Here is a 12,073-nt window from a genome sequence, read left to right on the forward strand (position 1 = left end):
TGCTCTTCATTTTCACATGAGAGTTACTTCATTACTTAAAAAACACTTTTTCGACGTTATATTTAGCCTTTTGTGAATTGATGATGTAGGTTTCATAGATTTCTCGCTCAACCGCATCTTCCACAATACAAACCTCAATAATCGCCACTTCGTTCCGATTGGCCTTGATCGGTGATACGGTGTCTTCAAAATGCTTTTTGATTCTTTGTCTCAGCTTTCTTGCTTTACCAACGAACAACAATTCCTCCTGCGCGTTGTAGAACATAAAAATACCGCTCTTATCTCTGGGAATCAGGTGGAAATCTGTAAATCCGTAAATATGGCTCAGTTCAGGGTTAACCTGTTTGGTAATCGTGATGTCAGGGGTTGGAATGGTTATGTTTATCACTATGTCACTTCCTCATTTTATATAAGTGTAAATATTATCACAAATCCCGATGTAACACCATTCAATAATCCTTGCCCCATGACTAAATGCCCGACTTAGGAACTGTATAAAAAAAGATGACCCTGATGGATACAGAGCCACCTCGTTCATTTTATGTCAACCGTTTTTGTAATCCGTAATGCGGTGATACATCGTTTTATCCTTCAGCTTACGGAAATGGGACCTTGCCGGAAAAAGATTAGCTTCAATAATCCCAATACGTCCTTTCCGGTCTATTCCAATGTCCAGTCCATATATCCTGTGCCCCGGAAAATAAGCGCTTAGTTTCTTCGCGGAACGAATGGAAACACGATCAATATGGGACTCTAATTTACTGGCAGACAGGTGCCGAACGGAAGATTGTCGAATGCCGGAATTAAAATGGAGTAATTTCCCCTTACTCCGTGTATTATTGGAAACAATATACCCTTTGCCTGCAACTTTGATAACCTTTCCTGTGACTACCCATACAGATGAGCCAGTTCTCCGTTGAATGATGACTCTCATATCAAAAGGACGATTGTTGATGGTCGGACGGGTAATTCTGCGTTGAACCATATAACTGGCGTTCCCGATTTTTCTTTTAATATAATGATACGTATTGGCTCTGCCCCGTACTAAAACTTTTATATTCTCGTAATGTACAATGTACTTATGGTTTCCTAACCATGAGACCTGAAAGATCCCCTGGCCACGACTCCCCCACACCGGTTTCACGATCACATGCCCGTACTTGAAGAGAAGTTTCGAAAAATGATACCTGTCCAGGAGCTTCGTTTCGGGGACGTAGGACCTCAGAGATGCATGCCTTCTCAATAATAAATACTTGTACCACTTATCTTTTGCTGCTGATGCCATGGGACTCCACCTTTCTCATCCGCATTTTATACTACTGAGATAACGTTCGAGCAATTCCAAAAATAACTCCATCTCCTTATACGTGATATCACCTATATTGGCAATCCGGAACGTATTTAGTTTCTCAAGTTTACCGGGATAAATCATAATGCCTTTACTGTAAAAATAATCATGCATCGATTGAAAATCATAGCCTGCACAATGAGGTTCAAGAATGGAAGTAATGATTTTGGAATGATGCTCTTCGGGAATGATATAGGTTAGACCTAGACGGGCTAACCCGTTAATTAAGGTTTTCCAGGATGTTGCATATCTTTCGTACCTTTTATCCACTCCCTCTTGCTTTAATTCCTCAATCGCCTGTCTAAGCGCATATAAGGTTTGGACTGGAGGCGTAAACCGCATCTGCCCATGTTCCACAAAATAATTGTATTGAGCATACAAATTCAAATAATAGCTTCTTGGTTTCTGACCTTTCAAATTCTCCAATTTGCTTTTTTGGGCGATCACAAATGAAACCCCGGCCATTCCCTGTAAGTTTTTGTTGGAGCTTGACGCCAGATAGGCAATGTTCATTTCCTCTAATTGAATTGGAATGGCCGCAAATGAGCTCATGGCATCCAAAATCATGTCGATTTGATACCTTTTGCATAATTCTCCGATATCCTTCACCTTGTTAAGCAGGCCAGTTGTCGTCTCGTGATGCACGACAGCCAGATGAGAGACGGTGCGTTCGGAAGATTGGATAAACCTTTCTAAATCAGCCAAATCAATAGCATCATCGGGGGGACTTTTAAATTCAAAATAATCCACTCCATAAACCTTCGCTATCTCGCACATCCGTTTTCCATAGGCTCCATTGCTGACAATGATCACTGCCTCGTGATTCGGGACCGAACTGATAATGGATTCCACCGCTGCAGTACCCGATCCGCCAAACAATACGGTTGCATAATGATCCGGGTCTGCAACCAGCCGGGTAAGTTCTGTAGAAATATACTCCATGATTTGGCCAAACTCGGCTTCACGAGGGCAGATATCCGGAACCACTTGTGACCATTTCACACTTTCTGTAGTCGTTGCCGGACCAGGGGTAAGCAAAATGTTTTTCTTGACGGGAGAACTCATGAACTGCTCCCTTCCTTGCCCTTCAAAGGACTGTTATGAATAAAACGCAACAGACGTTCTTTTACTTCGTGAGGCTTCATATGCGGACGCGCAAGCTGATCCTTGGAATACTTGGATATTTTCAGGCACAAAAACGTAAGTTCTCTATTCACTTTCCATTCCTGTAAAGAGGCTTTCAGTTCCTCGAGACTGTGAACATGAATCGACTTCGTATACCCGCAGGAAGCAGCAATATCTACAAAATCCATATTATGGGATACCGTGCTTTGCCCGCCTGTTGATTCATGAGCGTTATTATCAAGCAGAATATGAACCATATTAGCTGGATGATAATACCCATTGGTTGCCAGACTCCCCATACGCATCAACAGAGATCCGTCTCCGTCAATCACGACGATATCTTTGCTTGGTTGGCTCAGAGCCAACCCAAGTCCCAAGGAACCGATGCATCCCATAGAACCTACCACGTACAAGTTGTTATCTGCATCTTCAATTTCATACAGTTCGCGCCCGGTTTTACCAGTTGTTGCGAGCTGTACGGTATTGACGTCTTTCATGGAGTTAATTGCAGCTAATGCATCATACCGTGTAGGCATTTGATGGTCCGCATGGCCATGCTGCCTGACCTGATTTAAATGAATGGAGGTTTGCTGTTTCTGCAATGGCTCTTTGTCGAAAGTCCCTTTCTTAACAACAAAAAAGAACGGGCGATGCCGGGCAATTTGCTCATTAGCCTGGATCAGCTGATTTTGGGCCTCCTTTAAATCCTTGGAGAGATATTGCCATTCCACATCCATCACATCCAGCATTTGCGTTGTAATCCGGCCCATCAGTTCATGCTGAGGCTCGTCAGGTATCCCCGGTTCTCCGCGCAGGCTGACAAATCCAAGCAGCGGAATACGAAATGGGTAGGTAAGAGAGGTCAATGGCGAAATAGCGTTGGTCAGCCCTGAATTTTGCATAAGGACTACCGACTTCTTCCCCCCTATATAAGCTCCGGATGCAATGGCGACCGCATCCCCCTCGTTAGCCGCTGCAACATAATCGCATTCATTTATCGCATAATTGATCAGGCTTTTCAAAAAGGAGCATGGAACACCGCTGAAAAAGGTAAATCCTAATTTCTTCAGCTCTTCTCCTAACAATTTCGTGTCCATTATACGTGCTCACCCGAATCCGGTTCTGACGACGGAAAGTATTGGCGCTCCGCGGCTTGCAGCTCCTCGACCCCTTGAAGCCGGAATACTTCTTCGAGGGTGGCGACACTCTTTTCAATATGAACAAGACTTTCATCCCGATAAATCCGGTTAGATAAATGCTGCATGGCTTGAATAGATGCTCTCAAATTATGGTTTGCCCAAATCACAAGGCTGATCCCCAACTCCTGAAACCTGACGGTTGGAGTCGTATAGTATTTGGTAGGCACGATCACTATCGGCAATCTTCCGGCCCATTCCTTCATGAATGCTTCAATCTCTGCGGCATCCGCTCTTTTGCTGTGTATAAATACGGCATCGGCTCCTGCCTTCCGGTACGCCTCTGCCCTCTGCAGCGCCACTTTAAGCCCTTTCCCAGCAATAAATGCCTCTACCCTGGCCACCACTGTAAAGTCCTCATCGGTTTGCGTGTCTTTCATCGCTTTTATTTTCCCGGAAAACTCCTCGATATCAGCCAAAGTCTGCCCTTGACCGTTAATGAAAGAATTCATTTTGGGGAACCGCTTATCTTCGATGCATACCCCCGCAATATGGCGCTGCTCCAGCTTCTTTACCAGCCGCCTTGCATTATTGAAATTGCCGTACCCCGTATCTCCGTCCAGCAAAATCGGGATGGAGGTAGCATCACTCATGAATTCCAAAACATCCAAAACCTGCGTCCAGGAGGCCTCATTGTTGTCCCTGACTCCCATCGCTGCAGAGATGGATAGCCCGCTGGCCCAAATTCCTTTAAACCCCGCCTCCTCCACAATTTTGGCTGACAGACCATTATGAGCTTCCATGATAAACTCCAGTTTTTGAGAATTGACCAACTCTCTTAGCTGCTTTGTTTTTTTCATTGAAACTTTCTCCTTCTCCCCTAGAAATAACGTACAAGGAATCTACTTCCAAATAAGACTCTTGTTTCTCATGATTGTGTTGATCATAGTAGGATCGGGAAGCTGAGTGAATAGCATATGTCCGGGATGTGAATTGGCCTCGATAATCCAAATATGGCCTTTTTTATCTATGGCAATATCGACCCCCAATTCACGAACCGGATGCCGTTTATTAATCGTTTTGGCAATGGTGACGGATAGTTTGGAGATTCTATGAAAATAGGCATCCGCTTTCGTGTGGTTGTGCTTAAAAAGGCTGAAAAGCACTCGATGCAAAGATGCTGCATGCCCTCCTTTAAGATAATTGGTAACATACTTATGGGGTGCCGCGACACGGGCGGCCGCGCCGGAAATAACCCATTTCCCCCCTGGTTTCTGTAAGTAGATCCTGGTGTCAAAAATCGACCCGTGGTACTTAGCTAACCGCAGTCCCTTCTGTACTAAATACATGTGTCTGGATTTCTGGTATGACTTAATTGCCTTCAAGACATAACGAGATCTTACAATCTTTCGCCTTGAGCCCCTGCGAACCTCATATCCTTTTTTCAATCTCTTGACCCGGATGATCCCGCTTCCACCACTCCCGTGATTGGGTTTTATGAAGACCGATGAATAGGTATTCAGCATCCGCGAGGTCCTCGAATCTGTAAACCAGTGGGTTTCAGGTAAATGCGGACGCAAAACGGGATGTTGCAACATTTCTTTATGCTTTTTCATTTTTCCAATGGGCACTAGTCATCCCTCTTATCTTTTTTGGTTTTTTGCGCATACCGTATGCATATGCACCCAACCCCCCATCTGCGTGGGCCGCTGCCTCTGGTCCAAAACTAAGATTTATGTCACAAAACAGTATGTGCCAGCTGTTTAAATACGAATACCCCAAGGAGACAGCCTTTCGGACAGGCTCGGGTCCGGGCTACAGATGATAGGCTGTCACCAAACAACAAAAGATCCGCTACCGAAAAGGTGGCGGATCTTTATTGCCAGCAAGCGCTGGTGACACAGCCTGCGCTCGTACCAGGCGGTATATGGCTCATGGCCGAATGGCTGCTTGTCTAATTATCGGCCCCCCGGGATAGGTTTCGGCGTTTTCCCCGCCATTTTCTCCAGCATCCAGACAAGAACCCCCACTGCAATGCTGGCGATGACGGCCATAATCACGGAGCTGCCAGCATGCAGCAGCAGCACAGGAACCCACAGCAATCCGAGCAAACGATGCACGGTCCGCATCCATTTGTTACGAACTTTGTTAATGAAGAAGCCATACCCGGCAATCGCCAGCAGAATGGCAAAGCCCGCAAGACCGGTGTAAGTTTTGTTATCTTGAAGCTTGGTAATCAGGAAATAGATACCATGAACGGCAATCAGGATCAAGGTCGCCCAGCCCAACAGTTTATGCAGGGAATGTAACAACTTCCCGGCTTTTCTAACCAATATCGATGGCGATCTTAGCTTCTTCTTAAACCAGAACCAAGAAAAAGCGGCCGCGCCAAGGAATACGGAGATCGTACCCAAAGTCTTGAATATTTCCCCGTTCCCCCCACGCCCTCCTCCACCGGGACGTCCACCCACAGGCCCTGCAGGCACGTTGCCTACGCCACCTTCTGGCGGTCGAGGTCCAGGTTCGCCGCCGGAAACCGAAGACATGTAGTAATAGTAGATTACGAGCAGGGCTGCTACCGCAACTGCAATTATTGCCGGAATCCAAACGGTCTTTTTCGTTTTCATTCGTTATACATCCTCCCCAGGAAAATTGCCTTGATTGTACCCGGTCAAGCTGAAAAGAAAATTAAAGCCAGCTGAAAGTATTCCTTTCAAAGTATTCCTTTCAATGAATAGAAAATACTTGAAATAAACCCCATTTTGACCGAAAATATAAAGGGGAATTATGGTATCGTTTCAATATTTTTAACAAGGGAGGGGAGAAAGATTCACGTATAAGCTTTGCATGAAACAAAAGTGTCAACGATTACACAAAATCTGAATTGAACAGGGGTGTGCAAAATGTTAAACATCTTTAATCGGAAGGCGAGGCTCAGCTTGTGGCTGGTAGCTGTCATTGCTCTCGTTATTCAAGGTTCTATAGGGGGAAACCTGCATGTGGCCCAAGCAGCCGACAATGTGATTAATGCCAAGGATTTTGGCGTTAAACCTAACACGAACACCTCACAATCCAAGGAAATCCAGAATGCGCTAAAGTATTTCTATGATCGCGGTACAGAGGGAACCGTCTATTTCCCAAAAGGCACGTACCTGGTTGACGAATCGATTCGTTTATATGCCGGAGTTAGTCTGAACGGTGACGGAATGGGCAAAACGATTTTCAAAAAGACAGGATCTAAAAGCCAATACGTGATTGGCAATCCGATTCTACGAAACAATTCTGACCGACTAGACGTGAAGCTATCGAATCTTACCATTGACGCAGACCGTGCAAACCGTGAAGCTCGTGGCGAAAGTCAGGTAGGCGGTATGATTATAGATGTGGCCGTCTCGCACCTCACGTTAGATCGCGTGGAGATTTGCGATACCACAATTGGAGCTCTTCTTCGCAGAACGAGAGATTCAGAGATTACCAACAGCCGCTTTGACCGGAATAATGGACATGCTATTGCCACCGGACATGAAAGCTATCCGGCAGGTGAGTTCCGTAACGTCAAAATTACGAATAACCAGATTACCAATTCGGGCGGCGGCAGTGGAATCAATCTGTCACGTGCAACCTACACGACGGTTACCGGGAACCAAATTATCAACAAAACCCATCAATCTGACGGCTACGCAGGCATTCGCATCCCTAATAATGGTGCCAACAATATCGTCAACAATAATGTAATTGAAAATTATCCGCGGGGAATCTTTGTACTGACTGGAGCTACAGGTAACAACGTATACGGGAATACGGTGAAAAATGCATCCCTGCAAGGTCTGCTGGTCCAATCGGATGGCAATACCTTCACAGACAATGAATTTATTCAAACCAATTCTTCGCTTAATCCTGACGCAATCATTCGCCTTGCTAACGCAAACAGCAACAAAATTATTGGTAACGAAATGACCACGTACTCCGGATTTTCCAACATAGGAATACGTGTCACTGATTCCAGCTCCAATGAAATTAGGGACAACATCACAGATACTTCAGGGAAATCAGTCAGTATTGAGGGTGGCAGCAATAACGTGAATAAAGGCAACCGTAATCGGTAGCAGAATTATGTACTATGCTAGTTCCTCTGTTTCCGTTACAATATGTCAGTGTGATTCTGGCATCGGCAGATTGACGCGTACTTGAACATTATTGGAGGCTTCTATTTTTTCATGCAAAACGAATCTCATTCTAACGTAAAAATCGTAACGGCCGATCCGAGCGCGATCGGTCTGTTTGGTTTGGCTATTGTAACGCTTGTCGCTTCATCCCAAAAGCTTGGTCTTACTGAGGGCTTGAGCTTCATCATCCCTTGGGCTATCTTCCTTGGTGCCTTTGCACAGCTGTTTGCCTGCATTCAGGATGCAAAGCATAACAACACCTTTGGCATGACGGCTTTTGGCGCTTACGCCTTCTTCTGGTTGGCCGTAGCTAGTAGCTGGATGATCAAAATGGGCGTATTCGGCCCTGAGCTGGCGTCTGCTGTAGATGGCAAGCAGCTCGGTTTTGCCTTTGCTGGCTATCTCATCTTCACGCTATTCATGACCATTGGAGCGATGGAGACGCATAAGGTCCTATTCTTTATCTTTGTTCTGATTGATTTTCTGTTCCTCGGTCTTAGCTTCGATGCATTCGGCGTTGCTCCAGAGGTGTTCCATACCCTCGCAGCTTATGCTGAAATGGGTATTGGTCTACTCTCGCTGTACGGTACAGGAGCCGCTGTTCTGAATGCACATTTTGGCCGTACGTTCCTGCCTGTAGGACGTCCCTTCGGTATTTTCAAACCACGCCCTTAGCTGTATATGTAAGCCCCGCAAAGCCGCCTTTCGCGCCGATCCGCGTTAAGGACGGCTTTTTGGGTTATAAAGCTGGAATTATTCGGCTTGCCAATTCGGCATCCGCTCTGCCGCATAACGAAGGCCAGCTGCCATCCCTTTGGGAATGATCGCATTAATATTTTCCATTTCCTCCGTAGATAAAGCGATATCGACTGCCCCCGCATTTTCCTCTAAATAAGTAACCCGCTTGGTGCCTGGAATCGGTACAATTCCCTCTTGCGCAAGCAGCCATGCCAAGGCCAGTTGCGAAGGCTTAACCCCTTTTTGAGCAGCGAGATCCTTAATATGCTGTACGAGATCGAGATTTTTCTGGAAATTCTCCGGCTGAAAGCGTGGCACGGTGCGACGGAAATCATCTTCTGCAAAATCATCAAACTTCTGAATTTGCCCGCTCAAAAAGCCGCGTCCCAACGGACTGTACGCTACAAATTCAATTCCCAGCTCCTTGCAAGCGGGTATAATCTCATCTTCCGCTTCCCGGCTCCATAAGGAGTATTCCGTTTGCAGGGCCGTGATCGGGTGAACCTTGTGAGCACGCCGAATGAGTGCAGGAGAAGCCTCAGACAGCCCCAAATAGCGGACCTTTCCTGCCTGAACCAAGTCACTCATCGCGCCGACCGTTTCCTCGATAGGTACGTTCGGATCGACACGGTGCTGGTAGTACAAATCAATGACATCGACTCCCAGCCTTTGCAGGCTGCGGTCACATGCCTGTTTTACATATTCAGGACGGCCGTTGACACCCAAGAATCCCCCATCCTCTCCGCGCATAATGGAGAATTTGGTAGCCAATACCACCTCATTCCGGTGGCTCCGCAGGACTTGACTGATCAGTTTTTCATTTTCTCCCACACCATAGACATCCGCCGTATCCCAGAAGTTGATCCCCAGCTCCAACGCACGATGAAGCGTTTTGATCGACTCCTGATCATTCAACTCGCCATAATATTCGGACATTCCCATGCAGCCCAGACCCAGTGCAGATACTTGAAGGTCACTTTTACCCAGTTGTTTCTTTTTCAACTTCCATCACTCCTATCTCAAAAGAATAGTCATCGGCCTTTCTAATCACCATCACGTTACACCCAATATGTTACTACTTAAAGTTAACTTGAAGTCAAGTGTTGCCTTAGCAACGCTAAAAAAGCCTCGAAGGTACAAGCCAATTTATCATAAAGAGAATCGTTCAATGAATATAAAAGCCTTAAATGACAATAATACACATAAAGTGTAATCAAAGGGGGCGGTTGTGAAAATGATGCATAATGAATCCCATACAAAATTTCCGCAATTTCCAGAATCCTATTGGTTAGCTTCAACTGACATCCCCAGCTTTCCCAAGCTTAATGAGGATATTCAGGTGGATGTTGCCATTGTCGGTGCGGGGATCACCGGTATTACCACTGCTTATTTACTTTCTAAAAAAGGACTAAACGTCGCAGTCGTCGACGCAGGGCGGATGCTTCATGGAACAACGGGCCATACTACCGCCAAAATTACCGCGCAGCATGATTTGATCTACAGCGAGTTTCTTTCACATTTTGGCAAAGAGCAAACCCAGCTCTATTACGAAGCCAACCGCGAAGCTCTTCAATTCATTAAACAAACGGTAGAGGAATACAATATCGATTGCCAATTTACAGAAGAAGATGCCTACGTTTATACATGTGCAGATACGTATGTAGAGAAAATCACCGCCGAATATAAAGCCTACGAAGAATTGGGCATCCCGGGAAGTTATGTTGAGCAAACGCCTCTGCCGTTTTCAACTAAAGCGGCCATTATGATGAAAAACCAGGCCCAATTTAATCCCGCTCCTTTCTTAAGGTATTTGGCAAATCAAGTCATCCGTCAGGGCGGGAAAATTTATGAGCAAACGACCGTTGTAGGTGTGGAAAAAGGAAATCCTGCCATCGTTAAAACCAATGACGGAAAGAACATCACGTGCAACCATGTCGTATCCTCCTCGCATTTTCCATTCAATGATCTAAACGGCCTTTATTTTGCGCGATTGTATGCCGAACGTTCTTATGTACTAGCGGTCAAGAGCGATAAGATCTATCCGGGTGGTATGTACCTAAGTGCGGAAACCCCAAAACGTTCGCTCCGCTCGGTATTGATAAACGGAGAACCGATGGTCCTCATCGGTGGAGAAGGCCACAAAACAGGCCAAGGAATCTGTACCTTTCAGTACTATGAAGCTTTAGAAAAGTTCACAGAGCAAACATTTGGAATAGAGGAAATCATGTATCGCTGGTCAGCCCAAGACTTGTATACGCTGGACAAGCTCCCCTATATCGGGCAGGAAGTATCCACTATCCCTAACATCCTTGTTGCTACGGGTTATAAAAAATGGGGGATGACCACAAGTGTTGCGGCGGCTTTATTAAATACGAATCTGATTACTGGAGAAGGAAGCCCGTACCAGGATCTTTTCTCCCCTGCAAGGTTTCATGCGGACCCTGACATCAAAACATTTGTGACTCAAAATGCGAATGTGGCTAAACACTTGATTGCAGGGAAGTTGGGAATGAGCTACAAAAAAGCCGAAGAATTACAGAATGACGAAGGAGCCGTTATCCAGGTAAACGGCAAAAGGGCGGGTGCTTACCGAGACCAACAAGGAGGACTGCACCTAGTGGACACAACTTGCACCCATTTGGGCTGTGAAGTCGAGTGGAACGAGGCGGAAAGAACATGGGATTGCCCGTGCCATGGCTCCCGCTATTCCTATCAGGGCGAAGTAATCGAAGGACCAACCAAAAAATCGCTTGGCAAGGTCGAATTCGAATAGCACCATCAACCCAAGAGAGCAATAAGAACAGTTCAATCACTGTCCCTTATTGCTCTTTTTTTCGTGACTGTCCAGATTTTGAAATGGACATCATTATGTATGAACAGAAGCACTGCCGGGGCTTCTGAATAGAGAGAGTCTATTAAAGAGCTAGAGCTTCTTCCGTAATCTTTTTAATATCAATGGATGAAGGCGTTTCTTCCTTGACCATATCCGGCAAAATATTTTCCAGAAAGTAATCAACGCATTTTAATTGAATATTTTTGATTTTCACAAGTGCATTACGATACATCACTATAAATTCTTTTTCGGTATTTCCCCGCTGAAGTTCAGCAAACGCTTCGTACACCTGATCCATCTTGTCCGCAACTTCAAGGATCAAACCTTCTACTGAATTGTCTTTGCCTTCTCGGAGCTGTTTGCGGAAAATGGCTTTGAACTCCTCCGGAATGTTCTCTTCAATAAAATACTCAATCATGCCTTCTTCGACCTGCTGGATTAATAACCTGAGTTCCTTAGAGGAATGCTTAACAGGCGTCTTAATGTCTCCAATAAAAATCTCTCCATAATCGTGGCTGCTTGTGATCTCGTAAAGCTTTTTCCAGTCAATGCTTACGCCGTTTCGCTCTTCAATATCAGCCAGCGTTTTGGCATACTGTACCACTTTCCATGAATGAGCAGATACACTATGTTCCTCAAATTTAAACTTGCCTGGACAGCGTATGATCCTTTCCAACTCGTTTAGTGATCGAAAATACGTATGAATCCCCATACTTGCATCCATCCT

12 protein-coding genes are annotated in these 12,073 nt (G+C 45.5%); 3 read left to right on the forward strand and 9 right to left on the reverse strand.

Features of this window, described 5'->3' with window-relative positions; all coding sequences use genetic code 11:
• Window positions 1-31 precede the first annotated feature (31 nt).
• From HPL003_RS06590 to HPL003_RS06620, 7 genes are all read right to left on the reverse strand, one after another.
• Window positions 32-388 carry a nucleotide excision repair endonuclease gene (locus tag HPL003_RS06590; protein WP_014278861.1) on the reverse strand — a complete coding sequence of 119 codons (357 nt, stop codon included), beginning with the start codon at window positions 386-388 and terminating at the stop codon, window positions 32-34.
• A gap of 156 nt (window positions 389-544) precedes the next feature.
• Entirely contained in the window at window positions 545-1,285 is a 741-nt protein-coding gene (locus HPL003_RS06595; RefSeq protein WP_014278862.1) for a YheC/YheD family protein, read from the reverse strand.
• Between the two features lie 15 nt (window positions 1,286-1,300).
• On the reverse strand, window positions 1,301-2,413 hold the full coding sequence (locus HPL003_RS06600; protein ID WP_014278863.1) for a 2-aminoethylphosphonate aminotransferase: 1,113 nt from the start codon (window positions 2,411-2,413) through the stop codon (window positions 1,301-1,303).
• Window positions 2,410-3,570, reverse strand: coding sequence for a phosphonopyruvate decarboxylase (aepY, locus tag HPL003_RS06605; RefSeq protein ID WP_014278864.1), 1,161 nt, complete (start codon window positions 3,568-3,570; stop codon window positions 2,410-2,412). Before aepY ends, HPL003_RS06600 begins: the two co-directional genes overlap by 4 nt.
• Window positions 3,570-4,469 carry a phosphoenolpyruvate mutase gene (aepX, locus tag HPL003_RS06610; RefSeq protein ID WP_014278865.1) on the reverse strand — a complete coding sequence of 300 codons (900 nt, stop codon included), beginning with the start codon at window positions 4,467-4,469 and terminating at the stop codon, window positions 3,570-3,572. Before aepX ends, aepY begins: the two co-directional genes overlap by 1 nt.
• Window positions 4,470-4,511: 42 nt before the next feature.
• Window positions 4,512-5,240 (reverse strand): YheC/YheD family protein, encoded by a 729-nt coding sequence (locus HPL003_RS06615; protein WP_014278866.1) that lies wholly within the window; start codon window positions 5,238-5,240, stop codon window positions 4,512-4,514.
• 327 nt (window positions 5,241-5,567) lie between these two features.
• Complete coding sequence (locus HPL003_RS06620; protein ID WP_014278868.1) at window positions 5,568-6,236, reverse strand: hypothetical protein; 669 nt, start codon at window positions 6,234-6,236, stop codon at window positions 5,568-5,570.
• A 276-nt stretch (window positions 6,237-6,512) separates the two neighbouring features.
• On the opposite strand from HPL003_RS06620, the gene HPL003_RS06625 reads away from it, so the two are divergent.
• A complete protein-coding gene (locus HPL003_RS06625; protein WP_014278869.1) occupies window positions 6,513-7,715 on the forward strand; it encodes a glycosyl hydrolase family 28-related protein in 1,203 nt (400 codons plus the stop codon).
• A gap of 111 nt (window positions 7,716-7,826) precedes the next feature.
• Window positions 7,827-8,450: an acetate uptake transporter gene (locus HPL003_RS06630; RefSeq protein WP_014278870.1), complete on the forward strand. Its 624-nt coding sequence runs from the start codon at window positions 7,827-7,829 to the stop codon at window positions 8,448-8,450.
• Between the two features lie 78 nt (window positions 8,451-8,528).
• Here HPL003_RS06630 and HPL003_RS06635 read toward each other — a convergent pair whose 3' ends face one another.
• A complete protein-coding gene (locus HPL003_RS06635) occupies window positions 8,529-9,515 on the reverse strand; it encodes an aldo/keto reductase (protein WP_014278871.1) in 987 nt (328 codons plus the stop codon).
• A 232-nt stretch (window positions 9,516-9,747) separates the two neighbouring features.
• Here HPL003_RS06635 and HPL003_RS06640 point away from each other — a divergent pair, with 232 nt between their 5' ends.
• A complete protein-coding gene (locus tag HPL003_RS06640) occupies window positions 9,748-11,286 on the forward strand; it encodes an FAD-dependent oxidoreductase (RefSeq protein ID WP_014278872.1) in 1,539 nt (512 codons plus the stop codon).
• Between the two features lie 142 nt (window positions 11,287-11,428).
• Here HPL003_RS06640 and HPL003_RS06645 read toward each other — a convergent pair whose 3' ends face one another.
• Window positions 11,429-12,058 (reverse strand): YfbR-like 5'-deoxynucleotidase, encoded by a 630-nt coding sequence (locus HPL003_RS06645; RefSeq protein WP_014278873.1) that lies wholly within the window; start codon window positions 12,056-12,058, stop codon window positions 11,429-11,431.
• Window positions 12,059-12,073 lie beyond the last annotated feature (15 nt).

It is taken from the genome of Paenibacillus terrae HPL-003 (assembly GCF_000235585.1).
Classification (GTDB): Bacteria; Bacillota; Bacilli; order Paenibacillales; family Paenibacillaceae; genus Paenibacillus; species Paenibacillus terrae_B.

Bases quoted from the DNA above. Each gene is read 5' to 3' on its own strand.
- HPL003_RS06595 (WP_014278862.1), bottom strand. From the start codon at position 1,285: ATGGCATCAGCAGCAAAAGATAAGTGGTACAAGTATTTATTATTGAGA.
- HPL003_RS06600 (WP_014278863.1), bottom strand. From the start codon at position 2,413: ATGAGTTCTCCCGTCAAGAAAAACATTTTGCTTACCCCTGGTCCGGCA.
- aepY (WP_014278864.1), bottom strand. From the start codon at position 3,570: ATGGACACGAAATTGTTAGGAGAAGAGCTGAAGAAATTAGGATTTACC.
- aepX (WP_014278865.1), bottom strand. From the start codon at position 4,469: ATGAAAAAAACAAAGCAGCTAAGAGAGTTGGTCAATTCTCAAAAACTG.
- HPL003_RS06620 (WP_014278868.1), bottom strand. From the start codon at position 6,236: ATGAAAACGAAAAAGACCGTTTGGATTCCGGCAATAATTGCAGTTGCG.
- HPL003_RS06625 (WP_014278869.1), top strand. From the start codon at position 6,513: ATGTTAAACATCTTTAATCGGAAGGCGAGGCTCAGCTTGTGGCTGGTA.
- HPL003_RS06630 (WP_014278870.1), top strand. From the start codon at position 7,827: ATGCAAAACGAATCTCATTCTAACGTAAAAATCGTAACGGCCGATCCG.
- HPL003_RS06640 (WP_014278872.1), top strand. From the start codon at position 9,748: ATGATGCATAATGAATCCCATACAAAATTTCCGCAATTTCCAGAATCC.
- HPL003_RS06645 (WP_014278873.1), bottom strand. From the start codon at position 12,058: ATGGGGATTCATACGTATTTTCGATCACTAAACGAGTTGGAAAGGATC.